Annotated in this window: 18 protein-coding genes; 15 read left to right on the top strand and 3 right to left on the bottom strand. The window is 56.5% G+C overall.

From position 1 onward, the window contains the following. The first annotated feature begins 13 nt into the window (after positions 1 to 13). From RDQ42_RS03255 to RDQ42_RS03190, 14 genes are all read left to right on the top strand, one after another. Entirely contained in the window at positions 14 to 514 is a 501-nt protein-coding gene (locus RDQ42_RS03255; RefSeq protein ID WP_054331252.1) for a YqeG family HAD IIIA-type phosphatase, read from the top strand. Continuing rightward, on the top strand, positions 511 to 1374 hold the full coding sequence (locus tag RDQ42_RS03250; protein ID WP_071427165.1) for a TIM barrel protein: 864 nt from the start codon (positions 511 to 513) through the stop codon (positions 1372 to 1374). Before RDQ42_RS03255 ends, RDQ42_RS03250 begins: the two co-directional genes overlap by 4 nt. 156 nt (positions 1375 to 1530) lie before the next feature. Further along, complete coding sequence (gene efp / locus RDQ42_RS03245; protein ID WP_054331039.1) at positions 1531 to 2088, top strand: elongation factor P; 558 nt, start codon at positions 1531 to 1533, stop codon at positions 2086 to 2088. A gap of 131 nt (positions 2089 to 2219) precedes the next feature. Continuing rightward, a complete protein-coding gene (locus RDQ42_RS03240) occupies positions 2220 to 2672 on the top strand; it encodes a CD1247 N-terminal domain-containing protein (protein ID WP_054331040.1) in 453 nt (150 codons plus the stop codon). A gap of 343 nt (positions 2673 to 3015) precedes the next feature. Then, positions 3016 to 4062 (top strand): FAD:protein FMN transferase, encoded by a 1047-nt coding sequence (locus RDQ42_RS03235; RefSeq protein WP_308588271.1) that lies wholly within the window; start codon positions 3016 to 3018, stop codon positions 4060 to 4062. Positions 4063 to 4079: 17 nt separating this feature from the next. Next, on the top strand, positions 4080 to 4625 hold the full coding sequence (locus tag RDQ42_RS03230) for a Gx transporter family protein (protein WP_231358468.1): 546 nt from the start codon (positions 4080 to 4082) through the stop codon (positions 4623 to 4625). Positions 4626 to 4640: 15 nt separating this feature from the next. Further along, positions 4641 to 5945: an electron transport complex subunit RsxC gene (gene rsxC / locus RDQ42_RS03225; protein ID WP_374044665.1), complete on the top strand. Its 1305-nt coding sequence runs from the start codon at positions 4641 to 4643 to the stop codon at positions 5943 to 5945. A 15-nt stretch (positions 5946 to 5960) separates the two neighbouring features. Next, positions 5961 to 6896 (top strand): RnfABCDGE type electron transport complex subunit D, encoded by a 936-nt coding sequence (locus tag RDQ42_RS03220; RefSeq protein ID WP_071427162.1) that lies wholly within the window; start codon positions 5961 to 5963, stop codon positions 6894 to 6896. Then, positions 6897 to 7847 carry an FMN-binding protein gene (locus tag RDQ42_RS03215; RefSeq protein ID WP_054331043.1) on the top strand — a complete coding sequence of 317 codons (951 nt, stop codon included), beginning with the start codon at positions 6897 to 6899 and terminating at the stop codon, positions 7845 to 7847. Position 7848: 1 nt separating this feature from the next. Continuing rightward, the gene (rsxE, locus tag RDQ42_RS03210) at positions 7849 to 8532 is read left to right on the top strand and encodes an electron transport complex subunit RsxE (RefSeq protein ID WP_054331044.1); all 684 of its coding nucleotides are present in this window, start codon (positions 7849 to 7851) and stop codon (positions 8530 to 8532) included. Positions 8533 to 8535: 3 nt separating this feature from the next. Then, positions 8536 to 9126 (top strand): electron transport complex subunit RsxA, encoded by a 591-nt coding sequence (gene rsxA, locus RDQ42_RS03205; RefSeq protein ID WP_071427161.1) that lies wholly within the window; start codon positions 8536 to 8538, stop codon positions 9124 to 9126. Between the two features lie 28 nt (positions 9127 to 9154). Beyond that, complete coding sequence (locus RDQ42_RS03200; protein ID WP_054331045.1) at positions 9155 to 10012, top strand: RnfABCDGE type electron transport complex subunit B; 858 nt, start codon at positions 9155 to 9157, stop codon at positions 10010 to 10012. Positions 10013 to 10236: 224 nt separating this feature from the next. After that, complete coding sequence (locus tag RDQ42_RS03195; RefSeq protein WP_074026293.1) at positions 10237 to 10656, top strand: tyrosine-protein phosphatase; 420 nt, start codon at positions 10237 to 10239, stop codon at positions 10654 to 10656. Beyond that, positions 10575 to 10841 (top strand): tyrosine-protein phosphatase, encoded by a 267-nt coding sequence (locus tag RDQ42_RS03190; protein WP_267888291.1) that lies wholly within the window; start codon positions 10575 to 10577, stop codon positions 10839 to 10841. Before RDQ42_RS03195 ends, RDQ42_RS03190 begins: the two co-directional genes overlap by 82 nt. A 95-nt stretch (positions 10842 to 10936) precedes the next feature. Here the strand turns inward: RDQ42_RS03190 and RDQ42_RS03185 are convergent, their stop codons facing one another. Continuing rightward, positions 10937 to 11434 (bottom strand): GNAT family N-acetyltransferase, encoded by a 498-nt coding sequence (locus tag RDQ42_RS03185; RefSeq protein ID WP_054331047.1) that lies wholly within the window; start codon positions 11432 to 11434, stop codon positions 10937 to 10939. Then, positions 11428 to 12087 (bottom strand): HAD family hydrolase, encoded by a 660-nt coding sequence (locus tag RDQ42_RS03180; protein ID WP_054331048.1) that lies wholly within the window; start codon positions 12085 to 12087, stop codon positions 11428 to 11430. Before RDQ42_RS03180 ends, RDQ42_RS03185 begins: the two co-directional genes overlap by 7 nt. 214 nt (positions 12088 to 12301) lie before the next feature. Between RDQ42_RS03180 and RDQ42_RS03175 the strand changes: the two genes are divergently transcribed. Further along, a complete protein-coding gene (locus RDQ42_RS03175) occupies positions 12302 to 13009 on the top strand; it encodes a hypothetical protein (RefSeq protein ID WP_054331049.1) in 708 nt (235 codons plus the stop codon). 83 nt (positions 13010 to 13092) lie between these two features. Here the strand turns inward: RDQ42_RS03175 and RDQ42_RS03170 are convergent, their stop codons facing one another. Then, complete coding sequence (locus RDQ42_RS03170; RefSeq protein WP_054331050.1) at positions 13093 to 14280, bottom strand: amidohydrolase; 1188 nt, start codon at positions 14278 to 14280, stop codon at positions 13093 to 13095. Positions 14281 to 14335 lie beyond the last annotated feature (55 nt).

Below are 14335 nucleotides of genomic sequence, written 5' to 3'. Positions count from 1 at the left end.
GGCGGAGGACAATATGCCCATCTTTTACCCGACAATTGATGTAAGAGGGGTCTGCGATATCACCCTAGAACTGCTGGGCCGTCTGGGGGTCCGGGCCTTGATTTTAGATGTGGACAACACCTTGACCACCCATGACAACCCCGTCCCCTCCCAAGGGGTGCGGGAGTGGCTGGCGAAGATGCGGCAGGCGGGAATCCCTATGATGATCGTATCCAACAACCACTATGAACGGGTCAAGCCCTTTGCCCAATTGCTGGGCCTCCCCTTTGTAGAGGACGGCAGGAAGCCCTTATCCAGTGGGATGAGCCGTGCGGCCCAGTCTATGGGGGTCTCCCCGCGGGAGATCGCTGTGGTGGGGGATCAAATCTTTACCGATATCCTGGGGGGGAACCTGTTTGGGGCAAAGACCATCCTCGTTCAGCCCATCGAGCTGGAGGACAAGCCCTTTTTCAAATGCAAACGGTTTTTGGAAAAAGGGGTGCTCCGCCGCTATCAAAGGAGGAAGACAAGATGATTCGTTTTGGGCCTGCGGGCAATTCCGACAGCTTTAAGGCTATGGGGTATAAAAAGACCATCCAGGTGCCGGAATATGTGGAAAAAATGGGGCTCAACGCCTATGAGTACCAGTGTGGCCGGGGGGTGCGCATCAGCGAGGAAGCCGCCCGGGAGCTGGGGGAGGAGGCAGCCCGCCGGGGCATCGCCCTTTCGCTGCATGCGCCCTATTACATCTCCCTCTCCAGTTTGGAGGAGGAGAAGCGGGAAGGCAGCGTGGATTACATCCTCCAATCGGCCAAAGCGGCCAGCGCCATGGGGGCCACGCGGGTGGTGGTGCACTCCGGGTCCTGTGCCAAAATCTCCCGGCAGCAGGCGCTGGAGTTAGCGGGGGACACACTGCGAAAGGCCCTGCGCGCCCTGGATGAAAACGGCCTTTCCCATATCCGGCTCTGCCCGGAGACTATGGGCAAGGTCAACCAGCTGGGCACTTTGGAGGAGGTGGTGGAACTCTGCCGCATCGACGAGCGGATGCTCCCCTGCATTGACTTTGGCCACCTCAACGCCCGGACCTTCGGGGGGCTCAAGGAATTTTCCGATTACAAGCGCGTCTTTGACCACATTGAGGACCGGTTGGGAGTCAGCCGCCTGCGGGAGTTCCACTCCCACTTCTCTAAGATCGCGTATACCGAAAACGGAGGGGAAAAGATGCACCTCACTTTTGCGGACACCGTCTACGGCCCGGATTTTGACCCGGTGGCAGAGCTCTTGGTGCAGAAAAACTGCGCCCCCACCATCATCTGCGAATCCGCCGGCACCCAGGCGGAGGATGCTGCCCAAATGTTCGCCGTTTACCGGGAAAAGGCGGCCAAACAGTCCTAATCGTTGGTTAAGCAGGCAAATTTGCATGCAAAAGCCCCATTTTAGGGGAAAAACAGCAAAAATATTTCGCTTTTTGCTTGCAAAACGAACCGAGATAGGATAGAATTAGTACGTTAAACATCTTACAGGAAAAGTTAATTTTTGGAGGTTTCATACATGATTTCTGCAGGTGAGTTTCGAAACGGCGTTACTTTCGATATGGACGGCAACGTTTTTCAGATTATCGAGTTTCAGCATGTAAAACCCGGTAAAGGCGCCGCCTTTGTGCGCACCAAAATCCGCAATGTAATTTCCGGTTCGGTGGTTGAAAAAACTTTTAACCCCACCGATAAATTCCCCACTGCATTCATTGAGCGCAAGGATATGCAGTACCTGTACCAGGACGGCGACCTGTACTACTTTATGGACAACGAGACCTATGAGAATATCCCGATCAACGCCGACAAGCTGGGTGACAACTTCAAGTTCGTCAAAGAGAACACCGATGTCAAGGTTCTTTCTTACAAAGGTGTGGTCTTCGGCGTGGAGCCCCCCTTCTTTGTAGAGCTGGAGGTCACCAAGACCGATCCCGGCTTCAAAGGCGACACCGCCACCAACGCCACCAAGCCCGCCACTGTGGAGACCGGCGCGGAGATCAAAGTCCCCCTGTTTATCGAAGAGGGCGACCGCATCCGCATCGACACCCGCACCGGCGAGTACATGGAACGCGCATAACAAGCATGTGGATTGAAGTGAACACCCAGGTGTTCACTTCAATTTCTATCAACACATGGGTATCCCAAAGTAAATTTTGGAATATCAATGCTAATTAGACCAATCCTATTATCGCAAAGGAGGAAGAACAAATGACTATCACGGAAAAAGTATCTTATCTGAAGGGCCTGGCCGAGGGTTTGAGCATTGATGACACCACCAAAGAGGGCAAGATTATCAAAGCAATCATTGACGTTCTGGATGACGTTGCATTTTCTGTAGCCGATCTGGAGGATGGTCTCGCTGAGGTTTGCGATCAGGTTGATCTGATTGACGAGGACCTGGAAGCTCTGGAAGAGGAGTTCTACGGCGACGAGGACGAGTGCGACTGCGATGGGTGCAGCGACGAGGATTTTGACGGCGACCTGTACGAGGTGCAGTGCCCCGCCTGCGGCGACACCATCTGCATTGATGAAGAAACTCTGGAGCAGGGTGAGATTGAATGCCCCAACTGCGGTGAGCTTCTGGAATTTGATCTGGAAGAGGAGTGCGAGGACGAGGGCTGCGATTGCGGCTGCTGTGGCCACGATCACGACGCAGAATAACGAATTTTCCCCAAATGGCGAAAGAAGGGCCTGGCCTTTCTTTCGCCATTTTTTTGTCATTGAGGGGCAGGAGTACTTATCTATTTATCCAAAAACCCCTTTTGTATTTTGGCAAAAGAGTTGAATTGGTAGATACTTCGACTAAGAATATGAATATTTTATTGACATTTGCATGAATAATCTTTAAACTTAGATGTTGGTGTATTGGGGTTTATGGCGAATTTTGCTGGAGATCCCACTGCGCTACAGAAGCATTTTCCATCCCCTTTTTCTTCGGGAAATGTTGTGTTTTTTGACGAAAAACAGTATACTTATCCTGTACAAAATGAGAGGGGGAACGCCGATGCAACCAAAGAAAAAAGCCGCTGCACTGCTGCTGGCATTTGTTTGTTTTCTGGGCGCCTGTACCCCGCAGCCTAGGCAGGAAATCCCTGTGAAATCGGGGATGACCTTCGCCTTTGATACGGTGATTGAACAGACCTGGTATGGGGAAGCGGGGGAAACTGCCTACCTGGACATCGCCAAAAAGCTGGGCGCCATGGAATCAAAATTGTCCCTTTACCGCCAGGGAAGCGAGATCGACCGCCTCAACCAAGCGGCGGGCAAGGAATACGTCCCCCTTTCAGAGGACACCTTCCAAATTCTCAAACAGGCCAAGGAATGGTCCATTGCCTCCGGTGGGGTGTTTGACGTAACCATCGCGCCGGTCACCACCCTGTGGGGCATCACCGGGGAAGACCCTAAAGTCCCGGGGGAGGAGGAACTGCAAAGCGCCCTCTCTCTGGTGGGGGCAGAGGGCATCCTCCTAGACGAAGCCACCCATTCAGCTATGTTGGCCCGGGAAGGGATGGCGGTGGACCTGGGCGGGGTTGCCAAAGGGATGCTTCTGGATCAAATCCGGGGCATTGCCCAAGAAGATGGGGTGGATTCCGGCTTTGTCTCCCTGGGGGGAAACATTCTGGCTATCGGCCAAAAACCCGATGGGAAGGACTTTGTCTTTGGCCTGCGGGACCCTAGGGGGGATGGTGGAGAATACCTGGGAACCTTGAGCATCCCTGGCCTCACCATGGCCACCACCGGGGACTATGAGCGTTTTTTTGAGCAGGATGGCGTCCGATACCACCATGTGATCGACCCCCGCACCGGCTATCCCGCCAAGACCGACCTCATCTCCCTGACGGTTATCTCCGCGGATGGGGGCCTGGCAGACTACCTCTCCACTACCTTTTTTATCTATGGAAAAGAGGTGGCTCTCCAATACCTGGATGAGGAGGAGTTTTCTCTGATTGCGGTGGATGAGGAGAAAAACGTCTACCTTTCTCCAGCGCTGGTGTCGAAGTTTACCCCCAATGAGCAAAAGACCGAGTATACCTTCCATCTGGAAGGGTAGGGAAAGGATCTGTGCCCATGCCAAAACCGCAGCCGGGTGGCAGAATCCCCACCATAAAAATTGCCCTGATGGGCCTGCTGTTTGCCCTTGCTATGGCCTTGAGCTATGTGGAAGGGCTGTTGCCCGTTCTGCCGGCTCTGCCCCCTGGGGTAAAGCTAGGGCTTTCCAACATCGTCACCATGTATTGCCTTTTCTGCCTGGGCGGCAAGGAAGCCCTCACCCTGGCAGTGCTCAAATCTTTGTTTGTGCTGTTGACCCGGGGCGGGGTGGCCATGGCCATGAGCTTGGCTGGGGGCCTCTGTTCCCTGGGGATTATGGCGGCACTTTGCGCCTTCAAGCGCTTTGCGCCCAGCGCTTTTTTGATCAGCGTAGCTGGCGCAGTATTCCACAATTTGGGCCAATTGGGGATGGCAAGTTTCATCCTGCGCTCCCAGTTTGCCCTTGCTTACCTGCCTATAATGGTGTTCTCCGGAATCTGTATGGGAGCCTTGACCGGCACCCTGCTCCGGGTACTGACACCTTATATGAATACACTCCATGTTTGTCAAACAAAAAATACATAGCACGGGAGGATACAGATTGTGTCAAAGTTAAAATCTTTGCATGGCGTCAAAGTGAAGCACTTCAAAAATACCGAAGACTGCTCCACTGAGATTCTGCCCATTCCGGACAGAGTTGTGATCTCCATGTCACAGCACATCGGCAAGCCCTGTGACCCGACGGTGAAAATCACCGATTTGGTCAAGGTTGGCCAGGTCATCGGGACCAGCGATGCCTTCATCAGCGCCCCGATTCATTCCAGCGTGTCCGGCAAGGTGGTGGCAGTGGACGAAATTTTGATGTCCAACGGCCAGAAGACCAAGGCGGTCACCATCGAGACCGACAAACTCCAGGAGGTGGACGAATCGGTTGTGCCGCCGTCCGTCAACAGCTTTGAGGAGTTCATCCAGGCGGTGAAAGCCTCCGGCCTGGTGGGCTTGGGCGGCGCCGGTTTCCCGACCTATGTAAAACTCAGCCCCAAAAACCTCAGTGAAGTGGATACCCTGTGCATCAACGCCGCTGAGTGCGAACCTTACATCACCTCCGATTACCGCACCATCATGGAGGATGCCGAGGATGTTCTGAACGGCGCCCGCCAGGTGCAGAAATACCTGGACCTGAAAAAGGTCATCATCGGGGTGGAGGACAACAAGCCCAAAGCCATTGCCCTCCTCAAGGAGATGACCGCAGGGGATGCTTCCATCGAAGTGGCTTCCCTGCCGGCCAAATACCCCCAGGGCGCTGAAAAGGTGCTGATTTACCACACCACCGGCCGTGTTGTGCCGGAGGGGAAACTCCCTGCGGATGTGGGGGTCATCGTGATGAACGTGGCTTCGGTCGCCTTCCTGTCCAAATACTTAAAGACCGGTATGCCCTTGACCACCAAACGGGTCACTGTGGATGGCAGCGCCATCGCAGAGCCTAAGAACTTGCTGGTCCCCATCGGCACACCCATCCAAAATTTGATCGACTTCTGCGGCGGTTTCAAGATCGAGCCCGGCAAGGTGCTGATGGGCGGCCCCATGATGGGCATTGCCGTCAACCGTCTGGATTACCCGGTGTTGAAAAACAACAACGCCATCTTGGCCTTTGATGAGAAGGACAGCCGGGAGCCGGAGGAGACCCCCTGCATCCGCTGCGGCCGCTGTGTGAACGCCTGCCCGTTCAACCTGATGCCTGCCTCCATTGAGAAAGCCTTTAAGGCCGGCAATGTGGATGCCCTACGGGAGCTGAAGGTCAATCTCTGCATGGAGTGCGGTTGCTGCGCCTTTGCCTGCCCGGCCAAACGCCGGCTGGTGATGACCAACCGCCTGGCCAAAAAAATGCTGACACAAAAGAAATAATATGGGGTGAACACTTTGAGCAATAAACTGATTGTAACTCCCTCGCCGCATGTAAAGGATTCGGTCACCACCCAGTCGATTATGGGCAACGTTGTGTTGGCCCTCGCCCCGGCCATGGTGGCTTCAGTCCTGATCTTCGGCGTCCGGGCTCTTCTAATTTTAATTACCTGCGTGGTCTCCTGCGTCGCGGCGGAGTACCTGTTTGAGATGGTCTGCAAAAAACCCAATACCACCAAAGATTTGAGTGCGGTGGTCACCGGTGTCATCCTGGCCATGAACCTGCCTTCCTCCCTCCCCCTGTGGATGGCTGCGGTGGGTTCCATTGTGGCCATTGTGGTGGTCAAGCAGCTGTTTGGCGGCATCGGCCAGAACTTTGCCAACCCCGCCATCACCGCCCGTGTGGTGCTGCTGATCTCCTTTACCCAGCCCATGACCAAATGGGTTTCCCCCAATTTTGGCACAGCGGCTTTTGACGCCATGGGCGGCGCAACCCCTTTGGCGGTGATGAAAAACGCAGGGGAGACCCTGCCCTCCCTCACCGAGATGCTGCTGGGCTTCCACGGCGGTTCCCTGGGTGAGACCTGTTCCATCGCCCTGTTGATCGGCGGCCTGTACCTCATCGCCAAAAAGATCATCAGCCCCATCATCCCGGCCAGCTTCATCGCCACCGTGTTTGTGCTGACTGCGGTGCTGGGACAGAACCCCATCTACCACATCCTGGGCGGCGGCCTGTTCCTGGGCGCCTTCTTTATGGCTACCGACTATGTCACCTCCCCGGTGACCGATAAAGGCAAGTTGATCTTCGGCATCGGCTGCGGTGTGATCACCGTTCTGATCCGCCTCTTTGCCAACTACCCGGAGGGCGTCTCCTTCGCCATTTTGCTGATGAATATCATCACCCCTCACATTGACAACCTGACCCGGAACAAAGCGTTTGGAGGTGCGTACTAGATGAGCGTCTTCCAAGATTTTATCAAGCCCACCCTGGTGCTGGCGGTAATCTGCCTGGTGATCTCCTTCGCCTTGGCCAAGACCTACAGCATCACCCAGCCCATTATTGACCGGCTGGCCATTGAGACTGCCAACGCAGCCCGTGCGGAGGTTCTGCCCGGCGCGTCTGACTTTGAACAGCTCACCGTTGCCAATATGCCGGAAGGAGGCTTGGATGCCTACCGCGCCACCGACGGTTCGGGCTATGTGATCACCACGGCCTGGAAAGGTTACGGCGGCACCATCAAGGTGATGTTCGGCATGGATGCAAACGGTGTCATCACAGGGGCCAAAGTGCTGGAAAACTCCGAGACTGCGGGCCTTGGTACCAAAGCTTGCGACCCCAAACACATGGTTCAGTACACCGGCAAAACGGTGGATACCCTGGGCGAGGTCAATGCTGTTGGCGGTGCCACCGTCTCCTCCACAGCCATTATGAACGCGGCCAAAGCTGCTTACCGCGTCTACAACGAAGTGGGCGGAGAGGGGGCAGCAGCTCCCCAGCGCGCACCGGCCAAGGAAGAAACTCTGCGGGCCATTTACCCTGACGCCCAGGAGTTTATCCCTTTGGATATGGAGGTAGAGGCTTACCGCGTGGATGGCAAAGAGCACATCGTTGTCATCAGTGAGCCCAGTTTCCACGATGATATCGTGGCGGCAGTCGGTTTCGCGGAGGATGGCACCATCACCGGCGTGGCCCTGGACTATATCAATGAAAACCCGGATTATGGCATGAAGGTTGCCCGCCCGGAGTACCTGGAACAATTCATCGGCAAGACCAGCGCGGACGAGGTCGCCAGCATTTCCGGTGCCACTTCTTCCAGCGACGTGCTGAAAAAGGCGATCAACAAAGCCGTTGCCGCCCATCCTGCTGCGCAGCAGGCCCCCGAGCTGCAGAAAGGAGCAGAGTAACATGGGAAAGAGATTGAAGATTTTAACCAACGGCATCATTAAGGAGAACCCAGTATTGGTGCTGCTTTTGGGCACCTGTCCCACCCTGGCGACCACCTCCATGGCCATCAACGGCCTGGGCATGGGTGTAGCTGCCACTGTGGTGCTCATGTGCTCCAACCTGGCCATTTCCCTTTTGAAGAAGATTATCCCGGATAAGGTCCGCATCCCTTGCTACATTGTAGTAATCGCCGGCTTTGTCACCGTGGTTCAGTTCCTGGTAAAAGCCTTTGCCCAGGATCTGGACAAAGCCCTTGGTATCTTCCTGCCGCTGATCGTCGTCAACTGCATCATTCTGGGCCGGGCGGAAATGTTCGCCAGCAAAAACGGCCCGGTGGATTCGGTCTTGGATGGCCTGGGCATGGGCCTTGGCTTCACCTTGGCGCTGACCTTGATCGGCTCGGTGCGTGAGATCCTCGGCGCCGGCACCTGGATGAGCGGCACCCCTTTTATGGTGGACCTGACCGGCATTCTCTCCACCCCCATGAGCATCTTCACCCTGGCGCCCGGTGGCTTCTTCGTATTCGGTTGTATGATCGCTTTGATCAACAAGCTGACCAAGGGCAAAGCCATTAAGAAGAAGGAATTCGGCTGCGCCAATTGCCCCAACGCTTCCAGTTGCGGCGCTGCGAAAGGAGGCTGCTAACCCATGAAAGAAATGATGATCATCCTGTTTAGCGCCATCCTCACCGAAAACTTTATCCTGGCCAAGTTTATGGGCATCTGCCCCTTCTTGGGCGTTTCCAAAAAGCTGGATTCTGCCGTGGGAATGAGCGTGGCCGTAACCTTTGTTATGGCCATGGCCACTGCAGTTACCTGGCCCATCTACACTTACCTGCTGGTTCCCAATGGGCTGGATTACCTCCAGACGGTGGTGTTCATCCTGGTCATTGCGGCCCTGGTACAGCTGGTGGAGATCATCCTGAAAAAGTATGTCCCCGCCCTGCATAAATCCCTGGGTATCTATTTGCCTTTGATCACCACCAACTGCGCCGTGCTGGGCGTCACCATGCTCAACATCAGCAAGGAGTTGAACTTTGCTGAGTCGATGGTGAACGCGGTGGGCGCTGGCCTGGGCTTCCTGCTGGCCATGGTGCTGTTCTGCGGCGTGCGGCAGCGGCTGGAGGACATCGACACCCCCGAGTGCTTCAAAGGAATCCCCATCACATTGATCGCGGCTTCTATCGTATCGGTATCCTTTATGGGATTCGGCGGCCTGGTCGAAGGCCTGTTTAAATAACAAAACTAGAAGATAGGAGTCTGATACTATGAATGATTTTATGGTTCCTGTTTTGATTGTGACAGGCATCGGTATTTTGGCCGGCGTCATCCTGTCCGCCGCCGCTAAATTTATGGCAGTCAAGGTGGATGAGCGGTTTGAAAAGATCCGCGCTGAGCTTCCAGGCGCCAACTGCGGCGCTTGCGGCTATGCCGGTTGTGACCAATATGCCCAGGCTCTGGTGGAGAATCCAGATCTGGCTACCAATCTTTGTGTGCCTGGCGGCGCTGGTGCAGCCAAGGCTTTGAGCGAGATCATGGGCGTCTCTTTTGAGGCGACTGTGCCCAATTATGCGGTGGTCCACTGCAACGGCACCTGCAACAATACCCAGTATGCGGTGGATTATGAAGGCCCTGCCACCTGCGCTGCCTGCAGCACCTTGTTCGGCGGCCGCGGCACCTGCCCCAATGCCTGCCTCGGTTTTGGCGACTGCGTCAAGGTCTGCCCTTATGGGGCCATCGACCTGGTGGACGGGGTGGCTGTAGTGGATAAAAACCTCTGCGTAGGCTGCGGCCTCTGCGCCAAGACCTGCCCCAAAGCGCTGATCAGCCTGATCCCGGTGACAAGCAACGTCTATGTGCGCTGCTCCAGCCAGGAGAAGGGCGCCGCCACCCGCAAAGCCTGCAAAACCGGCTGCATCGCCTGCCGTAAATGCGAGAAAGCTTGCCCCTCCCAGGCGATCACCATTGTGAACAACCACGCGGTGATTGACCCAGCCAAATGCACAAACTGTGGCACTTGTGTAGCTCAGTGCCCCACCGGGGCCATCCACGAGTACAAATGCCCAGTAGAGTTGGCCGCCCAGGCGAAAGCGGAAGCCGCTGGAGAAGAGAAAGCGGCGGAATAACCCCGCGGATATAACCAATCAAAAACAGCACAGCCAACTTGGGCTGTGCTGTTTTTTCAAATGGGGATGGGGAGGAGCGCCCGTCTGATCCTCTTCTTAGGGCAGTGGCGCTCCCATTGGGCTGCCGTCCAGGAGAGCTGGGAATTTCTTATCAGGGGTTGGCTTCGCGTGATAAAGCCTGCGCTTTCCTTCCAAATTTGTGCCGGCGCGAAGCGACAGATTCCTTGCGCTACCTGCGCAGTGACTGCCCTGTGGATTTAAAGGAAGGGGAGTTGGAACAGTTCCGGCAGTGGCGGGTTACCACCGTCATCGACCTGCGCAGCGCAGAGGAGATTGCCCGCAAACCCTGCGCTTTTGCGGGGAGAGAAGGGTTTTACTACCATTCCCTCCCACTGGCAGGAGGCGGCCTGCCGGATACGGAGGACGATGTGGCAGTATTCTACTTTGACATGGTGGAGCCGGGGGAACGGATGAAACAGGTGATGAAAACCATTGCCGCCGCCCCTGGGGGGGCCTCTTCCACTGCACGGCGGGAAAGGACCGCACCGGCGTCACCGCGGCTCTGCTCCTCTCCTTGGCGGGAGTGGCGAAGGCGGATATTGTGGCGGATTATCAGGTATCCTACACCTATATCCAGCCGCTGATAGAAGCCATGCGGGGGGATCACCCCGATCTCCCCGCCTTCATCGGCCGTTCCAACCTGGAATACATGGAGGCTTTCTTGGACCGCTTCCAGAAGACCTTCGGCACGGTGGAGGAGTACCTGCGGGGTATCGGCCTCACCGGGGAGGAGATCGAAGCCCTGCGGGCAAAGCTCCTTCGCCCATGAATCCAAACAGGCGGCCGTACCCCCGCCGCAGGAGGATACCATAAGAAAGAACAGAGAAAGACCCCTTCCACCAAAACCTAGGTGGAAGGGGTTTGCTATTGGAGAAATTTGTTCATCAGGAGGATGTCCTGGTACTGGCCATCTACAAAAAAGGCCCGGCGGCGGACCCCTTCCTGCTCAAAGCCGAAACGTTCATACAGCCGAATCGCCCGGCCGTTGCCAGACAGCACTTCCAGCTCCACCTGTTCAAACCGGCCCTGGGCCTGGTTGAGGGCAGCCTTTAGAAGGCGGCCCCCGAGTCCGTGATTCCGGTAGGCGGGCAGCAGGCCGATCCCCAGCCGTCCCACGTGGCAACAGCAGTCCCCTGGCAGGGCGATGATGTCACACCAGCCCACCAGCCGATCCTGGTCGTCTACTGCCACTAGAATAGGGCAGTTGTCGTCAAAAGCGGAGCGGAAAAACGCCTTGGTGGAGGCCAGGGAGAAGCCGGTGGTGCGGGAAAGATACCGCCGTTCCCGGGCGACAATGTCCACAGCGGCGCAGTAGGCCTTGGCGTAGCGCATAGTGGCGGGAATAATTCGGATGTTTACCATGCCGCTTTCACCGGCTCTCCAATCAAATCCTGGACTGCGTCAAAGATGGCGGCGGCACAGTCCACAGTCCGGTCGGAACCGGCCATCTCCGCCGGGCAGTAGCCATACAGGCAGCCGATGAAGGGGATGGAATTGCCCCGGGCCGCCTCCATGTCGAAGATCCGGTCGCCCACCATCACCGCCGCCTCCGGCTCCTCCCGCTGGAGCAAAAGGCCCAGGGTGTCCACCTTGGTCAGGCCGGGGAGAAGGGGCTGGATGGCGTCGATCTTGTCCAGCAGATGCAGGGCGGTCAGCACCGGCACAATGTAGTCCCGGGCGGAGTTGGAGCAGACAGCAGTGCGGTACCCAGCTTGGTGCAGCCGGTCCAGTAATTCCGGGATGCCCTCAAAGCTGCCGCAGCTTTTTTCCATAATCACCTTTTCCCAATACAGCTCCCGCTCCAGGTAGCGCAGATGATCCTCATGGGTAAGATGGGGCAGGAAGCGTTTGGCGTAGTCGATGGGCCGCCCGCCGAGGCATCCCTTAAGATCCGCCTCCGGGATGCCGGTGACCCCGAATTCCTCTAGGGCCTTCTGTTGGGCCGCCACCGAATAGAGGTCAGTGCGGTTGAGAGTCCCATCCAAATCAAAGATGACCAGTTTGTCGCGGCTCATAAAAAATCCTCCTATGCTGCCGATGAAATCTTCTTTATTATACCAAGCAGGGTGGGAAAATCAATGGAGATCGGGTAAATTTGGGGAAAAGTCCTGGAAATATATGCAAAAAAACAGCATTTGTATTTTGGCGAATTCCTTGTTATAATGGGACAATGAGGAAAAAAACCGGGCTGGAATCATCCAGCCTGCGACCAATAGGGAGTAAAAACGCATGGAAGAACAAATTTTGTTTAAAACAACCGCCTTGGGCGGCTTTGAAAAGAAGGCAGTTCTCGCCTACATTGACGAGCTGACCGCCAAACACCACGCTGAACTTGCACAGAAGGAAGAGAGAATCAACAGCTTATTCGCCGAAAAGCAGGAGGCGTCCCACCGGGCATCGGAATCCCAGTCACTGGTCAATTCCCTGACTGGGCAGCTTCAGGAGGCGCAGAAGAAGCTGGAGGAACTGGAGCAAAAGCTGGCCAACCAGGAAAGGGAGACCAACATCCAAAAGACAGTGGTCAAAGAAAAGGACCAAGAGATCCGCGCCCAGGCGGAAAAATGCCGCCAGCTTCAGTTCCAGGTGGAGACCTTGGACCGGAAGAGCAAAAAGTTTGACGAAGCCGCCGCCCAAGTCGGCGCCGTGCTGGTGGATGCCCGCAGTACAGCCCAATCCATCATCGCGGAGGCAAAAGCCGAAGCGGATGCCCTGCGGGAAGAAACCGCCAGATCCGCCAAGGGGATGGAAGAGGAGATCCTGCGGTTCCAAAAGGAGCTGGGCGGGCTGCGCACTGCCTTGGGGGAGTTGACCCAGCAGGCGGTATCCCGCTTGAATGATGTGGATTCCCTGGCGGATACAGTGCTTTCCCACTGCGCCCAGCTAATCGGGGAAGAGGAGGCGGAGCTCTCCGCCCAGGAGGAGTGCGTCCGGTTATAAGCGTAAAGTAAAATACCACAGGGAGGCCCCAAAAAACTTGGGGCCTCCCTGTTTTTGCGAGGGGAAGGACGCCGCAGTGGATTTTAACAATCCAACAGGCGGCAGTCCTTGGCAATGAGGCAGCCGCGTCGGAATACCATCCGCTCCACTGGGGGTTGGGCTACGCACTGGGCGGGGCAAGAACCCTTGACCAGCAGGAAATCCGCGGGGCCGCCTGGCAAGGGCTCCCAGGATTCCAGTCCCAGAAGCTGGGCTCCAGACCGGGTGCAGAGGTCCAGGACCAAATCCAGCTCGCTGTCGTTGCGGCAGAGGTTTTTCATGGCGATGAGGGAAGCCCTCTGGAGCATGTCTGGGGTGCCGAAGTGGCTCCACAGGTCCTGGATATTGTCGTTTCCGCAGGCGGTTTTTACCCCGGCGGCGGCCAATTCCTGGATGTGGGGGAAGGTGGCCAATTGAGGCTGGCCGCAGGTGATGATGGTGATATCTGCCCGGGCCAGCTTTTCCAGCAGAGGGGGAACCAGGCCGGGGATGGGGGCGCCCAGACAGAAGGCGTGGCTGATAGCTACCTTGCCCTGCATGCCCAAAGCCTCGGTCCGCTGAATGATTTCCTCCATATCATAGGCGCCTAGCTCTGCGGGTTCGTGAAGATGGATGTCCACTGGCTTGCCGTGCTTCTGGGCCAGTGCAAAGATGGCATCCAGGCAGCCTTTGGAGTCCCGGTCCAAGGCGGAGGGATCCACGCCGCCCACCAAGTCGGCTCCCATCGCAAGAGCTTGGTCCATCAGCTCATAGGTGCCGGGGCGGCTCACAAGCCCACTCTGGGGAAAAGCCACCAGCTGGAGGTGGAACAGATCCTTGTACTCTTCCCGGGCGGCTAGGGCCCCCTCTAGGAGGGAGAGGCCGTGTTGGGTATCCACGTCGATGTGGCTGCGCATTGCCAGCACCCCGTACCCGAGAGAGCTGCGGATGTGGCGCACTGCCTGGCGGTAGGGGTCCAGCCCCCAGGCGATCCGGTGTTCCCTCTCATTGGCGATGAGGTTGACAAGGCCGGGCTTAACCTCGTTTTTGATCCAGTCAAGGCCCAGGGTGGTTTTGTCCAGATGGGCATGGCAGTCACAGAGGGGGGGAAGGAGAAGATACCCGTCCCCATCGATAGAGGACTCGGTGCCGGCAGCTAGGGAACCCGCTGGGCCTACCTGCTGGATCCGTCCATCCTCTAAGAAGAGGTCGGCACAGGAGCCGTCGGGATGTCGGACATTTTGAATGGTCATACTCACGCTGCATCCTCCTTTTTATTGTGGAATAGCACTGTTATTTTGATTATAC

This window comes from uncultured Merdimmobilis sp. (assembly GCF_902471145.1).
GTDB lineage: Bacteria > Bacillota > Clostridia > Oscillospirales > Ruminococcaceae > Merdimmobilis > Merdimmobilis hominis.
This window is presented reverse-complemented; position numbering and strand designations above follow the sequence as displayed.

Coding starts and splice junctions, on each gene's coding strand:
- RDQ42_RS03255 (WP_054331252.1), top strand. CDS start 14: ATGCCCATCTTTTACCCGACAATTGATGTAAGAGGGGTCTGCGATATC.
- RDQ42_RS03250 (WP_071427165.1), top strand. CDS start 511: ATGATTCGTTTTGGGCCTGCGGGCAATTCCGACAGCTTTAAGGCTATG.
- efp (WP_054331039.1), top strand. CDS start 1,531: ATGATTTCTGCAGGTGAGTTTCGAAACGGCGTTACTTTCGATATGGAC.
- RDQ42_RS03240 (WP_054331040.1), top strand. CDS start 2,220: ATGACTATCACGGAAAAAGTATCTTATCTGAAGGGCCTGGCCGAGGGT.
- RDQ42_RS03235 (WP_308588271.1), top strand. CDS start 3,016: ATGCAACCAAAGAAAAAAGCCGCTGCACTGCTGCTGGCATTTGTTTGT.
- RDQ42_RS03230 (WP_231358468.1), top strand. CDS start 4,080: ATGCCAAAACCGCAGCCGGGTGGCAGAATCCCCACCATAAAAATTGCC.
- RDQ42_RS03215 (WP_054331043.1), top strand. CDS start 6,897: ATGAGCGTCTTCCAAGATTTTATCAAGCCCACCCTGGTGCTGGCGGTA.
- rsxE (WP_054331044.1), top strand. CDS start 7,849: ATGGGAAAGAGATTGAAGATTTTAACCAACGGCATCATTAAGGAGAAC.
- rsxA (WP_071427161.1), top strand. CDS start 8,536: ATGAAAGAAATGATGATCATCCTGTTTAGCGCCATCCTCACCGAAAAC.
- RDQ42_RS03200 (WP_054331045.1), top strand. CDS start 9,155: ATGAATGATTTTATGGTTCCTGTTTTGATTGTGACAGGCATCGGTATT.
- RDQ42_RS03185 (WP_054331047.1), bottom strand. CDS start 11,434: ATGGTAAACATCCGAATTATTCCCGCCACTATGCGCTACGCCAAGGCC.
- RDQ42_RS03180 (WP_054331048.1), bottom strand. CDS start 12,087: ATGAGCCGCGACAAACTGGTCATCTTTGATTTGGATGGGACTCTCAAC.
- RDQ42_RS03175 (WP_054331049.1), top strand. CDS start 12,302: ATGGAAGAACAAATTTTGTTTAAAACAACCGCCTTGGGCGGCTTTGAA.
- RDQ42_RS03170 (WP_054331050.1), bottom strand. CDS start 14,280: ATGACCATTCAAAATGTCCGACATCCCGACGGCTCCTGTGCCGACCTC.